The sequence below is a fragment of the Treponema zioleckii genome, assembly GCF_014737315.1.
Lineage (GTDB): Bacteria > Spirochaetota > Spirochaetia > Treponematales > Treponemataceae > Treponema_D > Treponema_D zioleckii.
Window position 1 is genome coordinate 47,937 of record NZ_JPUF01000013.1, and the last position, 13,777, is coordinate 61,713.

General features: G+C 40.4%; 18 protein-coding genes. 6 read left to right on the top strand and 12 right to left on the bottom strand.

What is annotated here, in order from left to right:
• Window positions 1-208: 208 nt before the first annotated feature.
• The gene (locus JI65_RS05170; protein WP_191014319.1) at window positions 209-502 is read left to right on the top strand and encodes a hypothetical protein; all 294 of its coding nucleotides are present in this window, start codon (window positions 209-211) and stop codon (window positions 500-502) included.
• A 47-nt stretch (window positions 503-549) separates the two neighbouring features.
• Here the strand turns inward: JI65_RS05170 and JI65_RS05175 are convergent, their stop codons facing one another.
• Complete coding sequence (locus JI65_RS05175; RefSeq protein ID WP_191014320.1) at window positions 550-816, bottom strand: hypothetical protein; 267 nt, start codon at window positions 814-816, stop codon at window positions 550-552.
• Window positions 817-919: 103 nt separating this feature from the next.
• Here JI65_RS05175 and JI65_RS05180 point away from each other — a divergent pair, with 103 nt between their 5' ends.
• From JI65_RS05180 to JI65_RS05190, 3 genes are read left to right on the top strand one after another with little or no spacing between them, the layout of a single operon-like run.
• Complete coding sequence (locus tag JI65_RS05180; protein ID WP_191014321.1) at window positions 920-2,434, top strand: S41 family peptidase; 1,515 nt, start codon at window positions 920-922, stop codon at window positions 2,432-2,434.
• A gap of 9 nt (window positions 2,435-2,443) precedes the next feature.
• The gene (locus JI65_RS05185; protein ID WP_191014322.1) at window positions 2,444-3,283 is read left to right on the top strand and encodes an RsmE family RNA methyltransferase; all 840 of its coding nucleotides are present in this window, start codon (window positions 2,444-2,446) and stop codon (window positions 3,281-3,283) included.
• Between the two features lie 42 nt (window positions 3,284-3,325).
• Window positions 3,326-4,144, top strand: a complete 819-nt coding sequence (locus JI65_RS05190; protein ID WP_191014323.1) for a WecB/TagA/CpsF family glycosyltransferase — start codon at window positions 3,326-3,328, stop codon at window positions 4,142-4,144.
• Window positions 4,145-4,279: 135 nt separating this feature from the next.
• Here the strand turns inward: JI65_RS05190 and JI65_RS05195 are convergent, their stop codons facing one another.
• Window positions 4,280-5,008 carry an RNA methyltransferase gene (locus JI65_RS05195; protein WP_191014324.1) on the bottom strand — a complete coding sequence of 243 codons (729 nt, stop codon included), beginning with the start codon at window positions 5,006-5,008 and terminating at the stop codon, window positions 4,280-4,282.
• Window positions 5,009-5,053: 45 nt separating this feature from the next.
• On the opposite strand from JI65_RS05195, the gene JI65_RS05200 reads away from it, so the two are divergent.
• Both JI65_RS05200 and JI65_RS05205 read left to right on the top strand, forming a co-directional pair.
• Entirely contained in the window at window positions 5,054-5,803 is a 750-nt protein-coding gene (locus JI65_RS05200) for an SDR family NAD(P)-dependent oxidoreductase (protein ID WP_191014325.1), read from the top strand.
• Window positions 5,804-5,907: 104 nt separating this feature from the next.
• Complete coding sequence (locus JI65_RS05205) at window positions 5,908-6,282, top strand: AAA family ATPase (RefSeq protein ID WP_191014326.1); 375 nt, start codon at window positions 5,908-5,910, stop codon at window positions 6,280-6,282.
• Window positions 6,283-6,440: 158 nt separating this feature from the next.
• Here JI65_RS05205 and JI65_RS05210 read toward each other — a convergent pair whose 3' ends face one another.
• From JI65_RS05210 to JI65_RS05255, 10 genes are all read right to left on the bottom strand, one after another.
• Window positions 6,441-7,319: an Rpn family recombination-promoting nuclease/putative transposase gene (locus JI65_RS05210; protein WP_191014327.1), complete on the bottom strand. Its 879-nt coding sequence runs from the start codon at window positions 7,317-7,319 to the stop codon at window positions 6,441-6,443.
• 282 nt (window positions 7,320-7,601) lie between these two features.
• Window positions 7,602-7,784: a hypothetical protein gene (locus JI65_RS05215; RefSeq protein WP_191014328.1), complete on the bottom strand. Its 183-nt coding sequence runs from the start codon at window positions 7,782-7,784 to the stop codon at window positions 7,602-7,604.
• A 289-nt stretch (window positions 7,785-8,073) separates the two neighbouring features.
• Complete coding sequence (locus JI65_RS05220) at window positions 8,074-8,613, bottom strand: macro domain-containing protein (RefSeq protein ID WP_191014329.1); 540 nt, start codon at window positions 8,611-8,613, stop codon at window positions 8,074-8,076.
• A gap of 134 nt (window positions 8,614-8,747) precedes the next feature.
• The gene (locus JI65_RS05225) at window positions 8,748-10,223 is read right to left on the bottom strand and encodes a hypothetical protein (protein ID WP_191014330.1); all 1,476 of its coding nucleotides are present in this window, start codon (window positions 10,221-10,223) and stop codon (window positions 8,748-8,750) included.
• A gap of 9 nt (window positions 10,224-10,232) precedes the next feature.
• Window positions 10,233-11,051 (bottom strand): hypothetical protein, encoded by an 819-nt coding sequence (locus JI65_RS05230; RefSeq protein WP_191014331.1) that lies wholly within the window; start codon window positions 11,049-11,051, stop codon window positions 10,233-10,235.
• Window positions 11,052-11,085: 34 nt separating this feature from the next.
• On the bottom strand, window positions 11,086-11,979 hold the full coding sequence (locus JI65_RS05235) for a hypothetical protein (RefSeq protein ID WP_191014332.1): 894 nt from the start codon (window positions 11,977-11,979) through the stop codon (window positions 11,086-11,088).
• Between the two features lie 56 nt (window positions 11,980-12,035).
• Complete coding sequence (locus JI65_RS05240; RefSeq protein ID WP_191014333.1) at window positions 12,036-12,824, bottom strand: RipA family octameric membrane protein; 789 nt, start codon at window positions 12,822-12,824, stop codon at window positions 12,036-12,038.
• A gap of 13 nt (window positions 12,825-12,837) precedes the next feature.
• The gene (locus JI65_RS05245) at window positions 12,838-13,188 is read right to left on the bottom strand and encodes a hypothetical protein (protein ID WP_191014334.1); all 351 of its coding nucleotides are present in this window, start codon (window positions 13,186-13,188) and stop codon (window positions 12,838-12,840) included.
• A 98-nt stretch (window positions 13,189-13,286) separates the two neighbouring features.
• A complete protein-coding gene (locus tag JI65_RS05250; protein WP_191014335.1) occupies window positions 13,287-13,481 on the bottom strand; it encodes a hypothetical protein in 195 nt (64 codons plus the stop codon).
• A 57-nt stretch (window positions 13,482-13,538) separates the two neighbouring features.
• Window positions 13,539-13,777, bottom strand: a 239-nt coding sequence (locus JI65_RS05255; RefSeq protein ID WP_191014336.1) for a leucine-rich repeat protein, incomplete at its 5' end; no start/stop codon positions are given.

Genomic DNA, 13,777 nt, shown 5'->3' on the forward strand with positions numbered 1-13,777 from the left:
ATTTTAAGATGTTGTTTGAGATTTTAGAGACTAAAACTTGCCTTTGTCAAAGTTCGCGCCCCAAAAATCTGAAATTTAAGATTATTAAAATTGTGTTTTTTAACAAAATGTTATTTAATGTGCGAAGATAAAAAATTTTTTGTTTATATCATTCATATTATTGGTAAATTTGCTTGCATCTTGCGTTTGTCTTTCGGATACACCTCAGTTGCAATCTGTAAAATTTGTGAACGACCGTACCATTGAATATGAATTTACCTTGGCACTTGGTGATGATTATTCAAATATATATTCTGTATCTCTTTTTTCAATGAAGCCAAGAGATAAAAATGGAATAAAATGGCATGAAGGTTCTACAACAAAAGGAAAAATCCATTTTGAGAAAGATGTTCTTGATGAAACAACAATCGTACTAAAATTTTATGACCATGAAACCTTTATCTGTAAGCATACTCTTGTAAAAGGTGTAGGGGCTGGTGTAACTGAATACAGTGAGTTTTAGTAAAATTTGGCGGGAAATTCCCGCCTTTTTGATGAACTAACAGAAAGTTAATACACTTTATCTGTGTCGTATCCGTGTGCATCTGCGTTCATCTGTGTCTTTGAGGAAAGGCAATTAGTGTTATGGTTGTTTGTGGTTTCGACAGGCTCAACCACCGTGGTTTTCACTTTATCTGTGTCGTATCCGTGTGCATCTGCGTTCATCTGTGTCTTTGAGGAAAGGCAATTACTGTTATGATTGTTTGTGGTTTCGACAGGCTCAACCACCGCGGTTTTCACTTTGTCTGTGTCGTATCCGTGTGCATCTGCGTTCATCTGTGTCTTTGAGGAAGGGCAATTATTATTTCTGTTGTAAAAATGTTACGAAGTTTTTTTACTTTTATTGAATTAAATATCTTATAAACGTTAAAATAACATTATGAAAAAGAAGTTTGAGATTGGAAGAATTTTTAGAATCCTTTCTGGATTGTTAGTTCTCACTATATTCACATCGCAGTGTTTCTCGCAGTCACCGGCAAAAAGCACAAATGAGAATAGCGCGAGACAGTACGGTGAGCTTTTGAGCGGGCTCTTGCAGTTCGTTCAGAGCAATTACGTTGATGAAGTTGACCCTGCCGTTCTTTACAGGGGAGCGTTAAAAGGAATGATGGAGTCTTTGGGCGACCCTTACACGGTTTACCTTGACCAAAGTTCCTACAGAAGCCTTTCAGACACTACCGAGGGAACTTTCGGCGGCGTTGGGCTTTCTATTTCCAAGCCGTTCGAGTCAACTCCGGACAAGCCTGCGTACATTGAGGTTGCTTCTCCAATCGAGGACACGCCTGGCTACAAGGCTGGAATCCTTGCGGGCGATTTGATTATTTCTGTTGAGGGAATCGACACGTCTACGATTACGATGGACGAGGTTCTGGACAAGCTCCGCGGAAAGGTCGGCGAGGATGTTCATATTGTAATCCGCCGCGGAAAGAACATGGAATTCCCTGTAACGCTCACCCGCGCGGTAATCGAAGTTCCTGTCGTAAAATACGGGATGATTGGCTCAATCGGCTACATGCGCCTTATTGAGTTCACTCCGAACACAGTTACCCGCGTGCAGGAAGCTCTGGATTCATTCAAGAAGAACAAGGCTACAGGACTCATTATTGATCTTCGAAACAATCCGGGCGGACTTATAACCAGCGTTTCGGATATTGCTAACAAATTTATTGACAGCGGCGTTATCGTTTCTACAAAGAGTCGTCTTGCGTTCGAAAATCAAGAATTCAAGGCGAGCAAAATGAAGACGACATGGGGAAGTTCTACTCCGATTGTTGTGCTCATAAACAAAGGTTCGGCAAGTGCTTCCGAAATTCTTTCGGGCGCGCTCAAGGATTACAAGCTCGCTTACCTAGTCGGTCAGCGCACTTACGGAAAAGGTTCCGTTCAGCAGGTTCTGCCTTTGAGTTCCACCGACGGAATCAAGCTCACAATGGCCCGCTACTACACTCCGAGCGACGTGAACATTGACAAAATCGGTATTCCGCCGGACAGGGAAATTCTCTTCCCGGTTCTTAGCGAGGAGGGCGAAAAACAGTCCCTTGAACTCATAAAGTCAAACGAGATTGAGACTTACGTTGAAAATCACCCGAACATGAGCGAAAAGCAGATTGCCGAGTATGCGAATGTTCTGAAGGCGAAATATCCTGACATCGACAGCGCGAGCCTTAGAAAACTCGTCCGAAATCAGAACAATCGATTGAAGGGCGCGATGCTCTATGATTTGGATTACGACGTTCAGCTCAACGAAGCTTTGAAGATTCTTGAAAAAGAAGATTTTTACAAGCTCGTAAAAAAGACCAAGACGCTGAAGCAGTTGCAGGACGAAGCGATTCTTGAAGATTCATCGAAGGACGGAAATTCTTCGAAAGATGACAAAAAAGGAAAGAAAAAATAAATCGAATTTATGCGCCAGTATATTTCACAAAAAGATTTTGACAAGGACGGGCTTCTCACGATAATCGGCAAGGATTACAGGTATCTTCGTAATGTCTTGCGTCTCGTTCCTGGGGATATGCTGAGCGTTCGTCTGCCTGACGGTTCCTTGCAGAATTCTACTGTGGCGAAAGTTGACGAGTCCGCAAAAAAAATCGTCTTGCAACTTTGCGCCGACACTTCTGCTCCGCATTCAGAAAATCAGCCGGATGCAAAAAATCTTGTTGAATACTGGCTTTTTATGTTCGTTCCGAAAAGCTCAAAGTTCGATTTGATTGTGCGGCAGGCGACTGAGTGCGGTGTTTCAAAAATAGTTCCTGTACTTTCGGAATTCTCTCAGAGCGGGGCCGAAAAAATGAACTTTAGGGGCGAGCGTCTTGAGCGGATTGTTCGCGAGGCACGGCAGCAGAGCGGTTCTGCGGTGGATACCAAAATCCTTGATTGCGTTACCGTGCGCCAGCTTTGCGATATGTGGAATCTTGACGAAAATTCGGATTCACAAAAAAAAGATGAGAAAATAGAAAAAATCGAGAAAATAGAAAAAATCGAGAAAATCGAAAAATTCGCTTGCGTTTTGTATGAGCGAAGTGATAAAACTGTAACGCTAAAAAAAGCTCTTGAACCGTTTGGGGCGGGGCAGATAAAAAAATGTGCGCTTGTTTGCGGGGCCGAAGGCGGAATTAGCCCTGCGGAGATTGATTTGATGATGAAAGCGGGCTTTGTTCCGATTCATTTTGAGACGAATATTCTTCGTTGCGAAACGGCTGCCCTTTATGGAATTGCGTCTGTCCAGAGCATGATTTGCTTTTAGCGTTTTGAGTGTATTTCTTCGAAATTGTATGGAGAATTAAAAATGTCTGTTACTAGAATTGAGTTGCTTGGTGTTCCGGTTGATATTTGTAAACCAGAAGATTTAAAATCTGAAATTTCAAAAATAATTGCTAAGCCCGGCACAAGGCAGATTGTTTTTCTTACAGTTTGGGATTTGCTAAAAGCCCGCAGGAAACGAAGTGATTTTAAGCTTTGTCTTCGGAATGCGGATTTGATTCTTCCTGTGTCAAAAAGCATTTTGAAAGGTGCAAAATTCCTTAAACTTCCGGTTCCTGTTCGATACAATCCTTTTGAGGCGACGATAGAACTTTTGAACTGCCTTGATGAACAGTACAAGAGCCTTTATCTTCTTGGAAGCCGCAAAAAGACTTTGATGCAGGCTGAACGAAATGTTCACGCGACTTTTTCGAATATGAAGATTGTCGGTCGTTACGTGGGCTATTACCCAAAAAGTGTTGAAAAGGACGTTATTTCTGCGATTTTTAAGGCGGCTCCTACGGTGGTTCTTTATGCGGACGGAATCAAGGACAAAAATCTGTGGTTTTACCGCCGACGCGAGAATTTTAAGACCAGCACGTTCTTGTATTACCGGGACAGCCTTGGAATTTTTTCTTCGCGCGTAAAGCGGGTTAGCAAAAAGACTTTTGACCGCGGGTTAGAAATCTGGAATGAGGTTCTTCATAACCCGTTCAAGCTTTTACTGATTCTTCCGTACATGCGTTACAAGTTTCTGCTCCTGTGGTATCGGCTTTTTAGGTCTTCAAAGCGAAGCGATGCAGTCAAAGAGGTTGCTGCTACGGAGCCGGGTCAGGCATCCGAGAATAGTCAGACTGAAAATTGAAAATTGCGCTTCGACTCCGCTCAGCGTCTGGTGTTAAGCGTATGCGGTGGTTGTGGTTTCGATACGCTTCGCTACTCAACCACCGTTTTTTTGGCATTGTGGTGGTTGAGCTTGCCGAAAACGCAATGAATGTAGTTATGAATTGCTTGATTTTGATGCCAGCCCGGCCGCTTTGTCGAAAGTCTTTTCGATGTAGGCGGCTTCGCTTTCGCTAAGGTTTGCTCGTGAAAGTACGTCCCTCCAAAATTTTTCCATGTCGGGTCTGCCGTTCAATTTAAAAAATCCGATTTTTTGAAGGTCGTCCGCAATGTTTGTGACAGTCTTTTCGAGGCGGGCGAGGGAAACTGGAGTCCAGCCTTTTGAGATTGACTGGCTTTCCCTAAAGCACTGGTAAGCGATAATCTGCACCGCGTGCGAGAGATTTAGCGATGGAAAAACGTCGTCCGAAGGAATTTTAACGCCCAAAGTGCATTCGTCTATTTCTTCTTCGGTAAGACCCGTGCGCTCATTCCCGAACACGGCTGCAACTTTTGCCTCTCCGTCGCCAGTTGTTTTTGCGGCGAGCGCGCTGAATTCTTCCGGCAGAACAAGTTTTCCGCGTTTTTTTCCGCGTCGCCTGGTCGTTCCCGCGCAAAGCACGCAGTCTTTCGTTGCCTCTGTGATTGAATCAAAAAATTGTGTGTTTTCCCAAATGTATGCCGCGTGAATCGCAAGAATTCTTACGCGTTCCTCATCGAATTTTTCTTTTTTGCCCACGATTCTCAAAGTCGTGATTCCGTTGTTCGCCATAGCCCGGCAAACTGCACCCACGTTTCGGCTCTCGTCCGGGTTTACGAGTACGATTACAATGTTCTTTAAGTTCATTCCTAAAATCTACTTCTTTTACGAAGTTTTCGCTACAATCTGAATATGAATAAAATTTTTGAAGGTAAAAAAGCCCTCGTTATTGGCGGCACGGGCGGAATTGGGCTTGAAATTGCCAAAAGGCTTCTTTTTCGTGGGGCTGAGGTTTGTGTGCACGGTGCGCATAAAAAAAATCCTGCCCAAATTTTTGGATTGCCTGCTGAATCAGAATTGGAAAAGAAAATTGAATTGATTGAATATGATTTTAAAAATCATCATTTTGAAGATTTGGAGAATTCGGTTTTGATAAAAAAAGCTGAGTCCTGCGACATTCTTTGTGTGTGCTACGGACCTTTCGTTCAGAAATCCCTTGACGAGATGACTTTTGCCGACTGGCAGACGGTCTCGCTTTTGGATTACGCGCTTCCCGGAGTTTTTGTTTCTGCTGCGCTAAAAAATATGCGCCAAAAAAACTGGGGACGGATTTTGCTTTTTGGCGGCACGGGAACCGACCACCGCACGGAATACAGGACGAATGCAGCTTATGCAGGGGCAAAGTGCGGTGTTGGCATTCTGGTGCAGTCCACCGCCGCTTTTTACGCTGATTCTGGCATTACCTGCAACGCGCTTTTGCCGGGCTTTACCAAGACCGAGTACACGGCGGCGACCGATGCTCTCCTCGCAAAAAAAATGCCTCTCGGAACGCTTGTAAGTTCCGCCTCCGTTGCCGAAAGCGGAATGTTCCTGCTGGAGAACCCAGACCTGAACGGCGTGCTCCTGCGGGTGGACAGGGGCTGGTCCCCGAACGCGCGGTGAGGGGACTTTAAGATTGCTGACGCAGATAAACACGGACAGGCGCGGGTAGAAAAAATGACAAATTACGATTTGACAAATCTAGATTTGACAGATATGGTGTCTTTATGATGAAATTTATTGGAAGGGAAGACGAGCTTTCGTTTTTGCAGGAAAAATATGAATCTAGGCGAGGTGAGCTTGTGATTGTTTATGGTCGCCGGCGCATTGGGAAAACCGAGACAATCTCGCACTTTTGTTTGGACAAGAATCCTGTGTTTTTTACTTGTACGCAAACAGATGACAGGAATCAGCTAAGGAATTTCAGCCGGAAGATTCTTTCGTTCAATCTGCCTCAGAGTCAGTACATTACGGAGTTTTCAAGCTGGGAGCAGGCTCTTTTGGCGATGAAGGATATTCCGCATTCTGGTCAGCAAAAAAATTTGGTATTTTTCTTGGGGCGGTTACACGAAAGAGGCGAGGCAATTTGCAGAAGAAAATGAAATTTGCATTGTCTCGGCGGAGGAGATGTTTTGAGAGTGCGCGTATTTTGGTGGGGCGGAGAAAGAAACGAATTTGTTCAGACCTAACGGTCTTCACTTTTTGTATGTGAGCGGCGTTAGTCGCGAACAAATCCAGTTTGTTTTATTCACATTCCGCATTATTTCTGATATTCGTCCATCAGCTTTTTGAGGTACTCGCGGTCATTCGTTGCCTTCTGAACTTCATCGCCTTTTCCCAATGCATAAAGCTTTGCAAAAAGAGAAAGAATCTTGTCCATAGCCTCTTTTCTGCCTTCTGCTCGGCCTTCAGTTTTTATCGCCTGTATTACTTCACACATATTTACGCCTCCCGTTGTTTTCTTGGCTTCGGTTAAAATCTCTTCCTGAATGTCGTGGAACGAATTGTCGCCGGTCATCACGCGGAAAAGTTCCAGAATCTCTTCGATATGGTCGAGCTGGTTCTGCGAGCCTTCGTATCGGATATGAAGCCGCTTTGCCCTCAGATACTCGACGACCTCGTGAAAGTCGCTTTTGAACATCGCTATCTGCTCGTCGGTGAGCCACGCAAGTTCGAACAGGTTCAGTTTGTAGTCATTCACGAATGGAGAGAGTTTCTCGTTTATCTTGAGCCTGTCTTTTAGGTTTCTCTTTGCCGACCACCGTTGCTCCGTCCCGAAATAAAGCACGAGCGACACGACCGGGTAACGCTCTGTCTGCTTTTTCTCCGAGAGTTGTGCCCTGTAAGCCGCTCCGTCATAACCGAAAAGCCGCAGTGCCATATCCTTGTCCGGCACGCTCTGGTTTTCGATTCCGTAAAAGCCGATTCTGATGCATTCATTATTCTGCCAGTATTTCGCAACGTCCCTGTCTTGGTTCCGCACGTCGCCGTCCATCTTGTACATCGAGAACGGCTGCGCGTCGGTGAGTGAATCTTCTGTGATGACACGCTCACCGTTGAAAAGCAGAACGTTCACAATATCGGCAAAAACATCGTTGTAAGATTCCAGCGTCTTTTGGATTGTGTCTTTCTCTCCCATACTGTAAATATACGCTGAATATAGCGGAAAAACAAGGTTCTGGAATTTATTTCGGAAATTCTCGGCGTGTTTTGTCTGAAAACATACGGAGAATTTTTTTAAACTCCGTATGTTTTTTAAATTCGTCCGATGGTTTTTGCTGTATTTCCGAAATTGATAGTTTTCAAGCAAAGGAGATGTTTTGAGAGTGCGCGTATTTTGGTGGGGCGGAGAAAGAAACGAATTTGTATGTGAGCGGCGTTGGTCGCGAACAAATCCAGTTTGTTTTATTCACATTCCGCATTATTTCTGATATTCGTCCATCAGCTTTTTGAGGTACTCGCGGTCATTCGTTGCCTTCTGAACTTCATCGCCTTTTCCCAATGCATAAAGCTTTGCAAAAAGGGTGTTAAAGTCGGGAAGATATATTCTTCCAAACTCTACAGGAGGCTTAAAAAAATCATCTGCAAAATGACCTTTTTTCAATAGAAAATAAAAAAAGTCGAAGTTTGGGCTGACTAAAATATTCGTGAGATAATATGAAAATTTGTGTGGAATGCCAGTACACGTTTCGTGGGATGACAGCTGATAAATCGTGGGATGACAGCTGATGAATCGTGGTATTACAGCTGATGAATCGTGGTATTACAGCTGATGAGTCGTGGTATGACTGCTGATATTTCGTGTACTGACAGCTGAAGGTTCGTGGAATGACAGTACACGATTCGTGGAATGATGGAAGATTTTCCGGTTGTAATAGAATTAAAGCATTTTTTTAGATATTCTGCCGTAAATCAAAAACAGTTTTTGCATCGTTATATTCTTTAGAAGCATAAGCACAAAGCAGAACTTCTATATCATAATCTGGATAGTCTTGTATGAATTTTTTATAAGCCCGACTGCACTGTTTTGCTGATTCTTCAGCCGGATGCGGAAGGTTTCCTGCGAAAATCCCTGAACTGATTAGCGGAAAAGATATGCTGTGCAAATTATTGTCTTTCAATAAAACAAGAGAATTGTAATACGCATTGAACAGTTCAAGAAAGGCATTTGGCGTTTGACTGAAATCCGGGCCAACTGCATGAATAATGAACTTTGCATTTTTCATATTAAAAGCAGGTGTAATCACAGCGTTCCCGTCTTTTACAGGTGTTGCAATTTCAGAACAAGCTTTCTCCAATTCTTTTGAACCGCATTTGCTAAAAATAACACCGCAGATTCCGCCGCCTTCCCACAGACCTGAGTTTGCGGCATTTACTACTGCATCTACAGTTTGATCGGCACAGCTGCCGTGAATTAGTTTTAGGTTAGACATAAATGAACTCCTTATAACTTTTCATAATAAGCCCTAATCTTTGCATTGCAGTAACTCGCTGCTGAAACGTAAGATTTGTTCGACTGCGTAGTCGAAGCACGCTTTTCTCCATTTTGCAGCACTTGTGCGTGATTTTAGTTTCCAAAAAACTTCGCAAAAAATCCTTTCTGTTTTTGCGGTAGAATTTCAGAAAATTTATTTGTAATTTCTTGCATTCGGAGTTTTGAGCTATTAGAAAAATCTTTTCTCTTTTTGCAGTCTTTAAAAATTGCATCAAAATGGACACTTCCATTTTCGAGTTCAGATTTATCTTGAATCATATCTTTTTGCTTAGCAAGTTCATTCAATAAATCCTCGATATTCTGCAAAATTTCAATTTTTATTTGCTCACGATTTTCCACAAGAATTTCAAGTTCATGAATTTTTGAAGTAAGGGATTTTGTATTTTCTTCGTTTTCTTGCAGTGTAAAAATATCGTTTATTTCTTCTTCGGATTTTTCAAAAAAATTATAAAAAGCTTTTAAAATCCTTTTTAGGGATTCCTCCGCCGATAATGATTTATCATCAAGTTTTGAATATTCTTTCCAAATGGATTCGAAAATGACTTTGTTTGGTTCAAGAGATTTTTTCTGCGTTATTCTGTCTTTTTGGGACGAAAAATAGTTCGCCAAATCTTCAATTGTTTTTAATTGCTCAAAATCAAGTTGTTTTTCCTTTGAGAATTTTTCTTGCACTTTTGCGACTGCTTCATCAAGACTTCTTGCATTTTCATTACATATAACTTCAAATCTTATTTTGTCACCTTCTGCCTTGATTTTAGCAAGTCTTTCATCCGCATTTTTTCTGTCGGGCTCGTCTCCAAAATCCAAATAATAATAATCAAGAATTAAATACGCAGTTTTCAAAATTGAAAGCATTCTGTTTTCGATTATATCCGTGAGGTTTGGATTTTTCTTGGCTTCTTTATAAGTATTTTCAAAATGTGAAGCTAAAACTTCTATTGTATCTTCGTAATAGAAGAAATCACTTTTTTTGTTGTACAAAATCTTTAAGTCGTTATGTATTTCCTGAAGAGTTTCGATTGCTATGGTCTGATTTGCGAGAACATATTTATCCAGTTCTTTTAAAAGATCATCTAGGTCTTCGATGCAATCTTGTTGTTCTTTTTGAATTTTATCCTTTATCCGCTGAACTTCCGCTTCTATTTCCTGCTTGTGTTTTTTATAAAATGGAAATTCAGGAAGATATATTCTTCCAAACTCTACTGGTAAGTCGCGAGTACTGTCGGTAAATTTTGTTAAATCAGGTATAAAAAAGCCGTCGTGACTAGATTCGATATTGTCAAGATAGTGTTCGCAGTACTCGTAATAGTAGTAATCGCCAAGTTTTTGTCCTTTGAAAACTGTTGTTTTTTTATTCACAGTACGACGGAAGTGCAGTTTTCTATAATAAGTTTTCTTTGGTGCTATTTGCGGAATACCACATTCTAATTCATTCAGATATTTTTTAGGGGCATCTATTATTTTTTGTGCGATTTCTTGAACTGTAAAAGTTTCTTCTGAAAAATTCTGAACTATATCGTTATTTTTTGTAGAAATTTCATTACCCATATTTTATCCTTATTCCAAAAATCCGCTTACCGAACCACCAAATTCAAGTTTTGCGATTTTCGAAGCATTTGTTAAATTCGACACAATGTTTTCAACTTTGTCGTTTATGTCGCGTCTTGCACGTTCCAGACGTCTTAGTTGCCTATGCACAAGCATGTGTGCTTCTTGGTTTTCAAAATTCTTGTTGTACTGTTCCGTTAAAGTTGCAATTTTTTGGTCGAGTGACTGTATCTGAGGATTAAAAAAATCCATGCAGAATTTTAACTGTGCTTCATAGAAGTCGATTTTTCTGTCATAAGCGTCTTTTACGTTCGCCATTAACTGCTGCAGGCATTTTGACTGCTCTTTGACTTTGAATCGCTCGTTTTCCAGCTCTTCAAGTCGAATTTCTTTTTGAGTTGCAATTTCGGCTTGCTTGAGTTCAGAAAGTGCCTGAATTTTTGCTTTTTCGATTTGCGTGGCAGCTCTGATTGAGGCAATTTCAGTTTCTGTTTTGTAAGCAAATTCTGCTTTTTTGTATTCGGAAACGGCATTTATCTTCGCCAAATCAACTTTGTTCTGTGCTTCAATCTCCGTATTCCTAAGATTGAGCGTTGCCAGGCGGTATTTGTTGTTTTCTTTTAGTTCTGCAATTGAATACTGCTGTCGTAAAGTATCTTCTTTTAGCTGAATTTCTTTGGCTTTTAGATTCAGTTTTCCCATTTGCGTAATAAATTCGCGGGGCCCTTTTTTTGAGATTGCGTCAAAAAAATCAACCGCCGTGTTGCAGGCATCAATTTGCATGTTTATGAGTTCGCCGTTTTCGTTGCATATTTGTAAGTCGTTCATTTTGTTCCCTGCTTTAAATAAAGTTCAATAAATCCTAGTTATTTAACACGTTTAAAACTTTATTAATTTGCTTTTTGAACAGTTTGATATTTTCTTCCTCTTTTCTGCCTTCCTGATTTTTTAGGAAGTCAGATGTTTTGCAGATTCCGAAATAGTATGCTCCACTGTCAGTATTTCTGTTATCGCCGGGGGTACCGAGTTCATTTATAGCATCCAATTCTTTTTCGATTTTTTTATCTTTAACTTGAAAAGAGATGTATATTAAATCCTCGCTACCTGTCACTAAATCTAAGCCTGAAAAATGATTGTTGTTTTCCAGTGTAAACCAAAAATCGATTTCTTCATAAACACCCATTTTTGAGATTTTTAGTGGAGAGTATTTAGAATCTTCTTCTATAAGTTTTATATTGAAATTATTTATGAACTTGAGGAATTCTTTTTGGGCTGTTTCTGTATCCATTGGAATTTTTTCTGCAAGTCCTTCTACGGAGTCTTTGAGGATTTTTAATTCTGGAGCGGTGTTGTCAAAGTTTTCAATGAAATCATAAATCTCTTTCCAACAAATTTTTTTTACCCTTTTATGTTTAACGGCATCTTCCATGTCAAAATCGTCATTTACTATGTATAAAAGATAGTGGTTTGTTTTTTCGCAAAGCCACTGTTCGTACTTACCTCCTTCCCGTTCATTTTTTGTTAGTTTTGCGTTATTATTTATTTTAACTTCGATAAAAAGTTTTTCGTCTGTAGTTTTTGCATCTGGGTTTCCATCGTCATCATTTCTTTCATCGCAAGTGGTTCTAAGCCTGTCTCCAAAAGCAACAGTATTTCCGAATTTATTGGAGATAAACTTTCTAAATTCTTCTGATTTGTTATATAAAGGAACTAAAACTTTGTCTGTTATATAATTTTCATCTCTTTTTATAGGCATGATATACTCCCTGTTGTTATGAACGATTTTTCGAAAAAGTTTGTATTGTGTACCCCTTACGGAATGTACCAGTCTGCTTTTTTGTCGCCGATTTTATGTTTTTGAGTTTTGACGAGATGTTTTGTTGTACAAACGATGACTAGAATGCAGGCTGTTAGTAGCAATATTGAAGTAGCGGCATAGAGATTGTTTTTGCACAGTAAGTTTTTTAACGTATTTGGAATTTTTTCGTAAAGCTCGTGAATTTTGAGTGATTTTGCAAAAATAAGAAAAATATAAAACAAGAATATAGAACCCGATGTGACCATGAGTACTATAGCGGAGAGTTGTGAGATTCTGCTGACTGAATATCGGTATGGTTTGAAGGAGAGTGGGTTTGGTGAACATTTCTTTGGATTTTTGCCGTTCATAATGCAGTCAAAAAGTTTGCCTGTAACATATTCTTCGAGATTGTCTATATGTCGTTCCCAGTTCGTCTGCCAGAATTTTGAGCCTTTCTGTACGAGAACCCATAGGTACGAAAAGAAAAAGCAAAAAAATGCCGTTACGGCAAGCCCGAACAGTGCTAGGCCTGGCAGGTTGCAAATAACTTTTAAAGAAATTTCGTTTGCAGATTTCTCCTCAGAATTGGAAAAAACAAGACTAAAAAGAGCGAAGTGTGCCGTAAATGAAGCCAAAATGAATGCCCAAAAATAGGTTCCTCTTTTCCAGAACAAATCAATCTCAAAGTCGCGGCATTCACAAGCTTTTTTGTATGCAGCCTTAATACCTTTTTTAGTTCCTTCTAAAGTGTCCATTTCTTCAATCTGATTTTCTTCATATTCAGAGTCTGAAAAATATTTCATGCCTTCTCCTCAATTACAGTTCTGCCAGTGCGTTGCATATTGGTTCGACTGTATCTTTTTGTTCGAATTCAGACTTGTTAATAATTTCTTCCATTAGTTGTAATTTTGCGAAAAGATTACAAACTATTGCTGGAATTACAAATGAAATGATTGTAGCAATTAGTCCGCATGCAATTTTTAATAAGATATGCATCTTGGAATCACAAAAAAAGAGTGCAAGAAAAACTAAAATCCCGACAAGTAAAGCAAATACGCCAGATATTATTAGGGGTGTACAAAGGTTTAAGCTACATTTATCATCGTATTCAATGGGGCATTCCTCCCCGACTTTATCTATAATTTTCACGGTTATTTTCTTTTTCATAAATGCTCCTCCTTAAAAATTAAACCTGTTCGTAACCTGTAAAAAAATTGTCATTCCCGCACTTGATGCGGGAATATTTCCTCTTTCCTCGAAGGGTGTTAATCTTTACCCATTTCTTCTTTATCTTGATTGTGCAAACAGTCTGGGCAGATGTATGTATTGTTTAATTGGTCGCATTCATTTATATAGTCCTCAGGTATGTAGTTGCCACAGATTGAAAAGTTTTTGCATTTAATATTTGATTTGCGGGCTTTATTGAATTCGCCTGCATCTCTAAGAAGTTTATCACTCATGATTTAGCCTCCGTAATTTATAACTTATAAAATTTCTCTCTCCGAAAATCATTGCCACTACAGCTCCACCTCCCCGTTACTGCACGTGACTTTAGTTGTCCTAACGTAAAAGTGCCAGCTGGAACCTTTCGTAATCTTTTTCCACTGTTCTACCGTTCCTTCAAAAGTGATTTTTCTGAGACCCGAGCAGCCATAGAACGCGCTTGCACCGATGGAAGTGACGCTCTCCGGGATGGAGACGCTTGTGAGACCCGAGCAGCCATAGAACGCCTCGTATCCGATGGAAGTGACGCTCT

Excerpts from the sequence above, each read along its gene's own strand:
- JI65_RS05205 (WP_191014326.1), top strand. The coding sequence starts at position 5,908 with ATGATGAAATTTATTGGAAGGGAAGACGAGCTTTCGTTTTTGCAGGAA.
- JI65_RS05230 (WP_191014331.1), bottom strand. The coding sequence starts at position 11,051 with ATGAACGACTTACAAATATGCAACGAAAACGGCGAACTCATAAACATG.
- JI65_RS05225 (WP_191014330.1), bottom strand. The coding sequence starts at position 10,223 with ATGGGTAATGAAATTTCTACAAAAAATAACGATATAGTTCAGAATTTT.
- JI65_RS05235 (WP_191014332.1), bottom strand. The coding sequence starts at position 11,979 with ATGCCTATAAAAAGAGATGAAAATTATATAACAGACAAAGTTTTAGTT.
- JI65_RS05210 (WP_191014327.1), bottom strand. The coding sequence starts at position 7,319 with ATGGGAGAGAAAGACACAATCCAAAAGACGCTGGAATCTTACAACGAT.
- JI65_RS05200 (WP_191014325.1), top strand. The coding sequence starts at position 5,054 with ATGAATAAAATTTTTGAAGGTAAAAAAGCCCTCGTTATTGGCGGCACG.
- JI65_RS05180 (WP_191014321.1), top strand. The coding sequence starts at position 920 with ATGAAAAAGAAGTTTGAGATTGGAAGAATTTTTAGAATCCTTTCTGGA.
- JI65_RS05250 (WP_191014335.1), bottom strand. The coding sequence starts at position 13,481 with ATGAGTGATAAACTTCTTAGAGATGCAGGCGAATTCAATAAAGCCCGC.
- JI65_RS05220 (WP_191014329.1), bottom strand. The coding sequence starts at position 8,613 with ATGTCTAACCTAAAACTAATTCACGGCAGCTGTGCCGATCAAACTGTA.
- JI65_RS05190 (WP_191014323.1), top strand. The coding sequence starts at position 3,326 with ATGTCTGTTACTAGAATTGAGTTGCTTGGTGTTCCGGTTGATATTTGT.
- JI65_RS05240 (WP_191014333.1), bottom strand. The coding sequence starts at position 12,824 with ATGAAATATTTTTCAGACTCTGAATATGAAGAAAATCAGATTGAAGAA.
- JI65_RS05185 (WP_191014322.1), top strand. The coding sequence starts at position 2,444 with ATGCGCCAGTATATTTCACAAAAAGATTTTGACAAGGACGGGCTTCTC.
- JI65_RS05195 (WP_191014324.1), bottom strand. The coding sequence starts at position 5,008 with ATGAACTTAAAGAACATTGTAATCGTACTCGTAAACCCGGACGAGAGC.
- JI65_RS05245 (WP_191014334.1), bottom strand. The coding sequence starts at position 13,188 with ATGAAAAAGAAAATAACCGTGAAAATTATAGATAAAGTCGGGGAGGAA.
- JI65_RS05175 (WP_191014320.1), bottom strand. The coding sequence starts at position 816 with ATGAACGCAGATGCACACGGATACGACACAGACAAAGTGAAAACCGCG.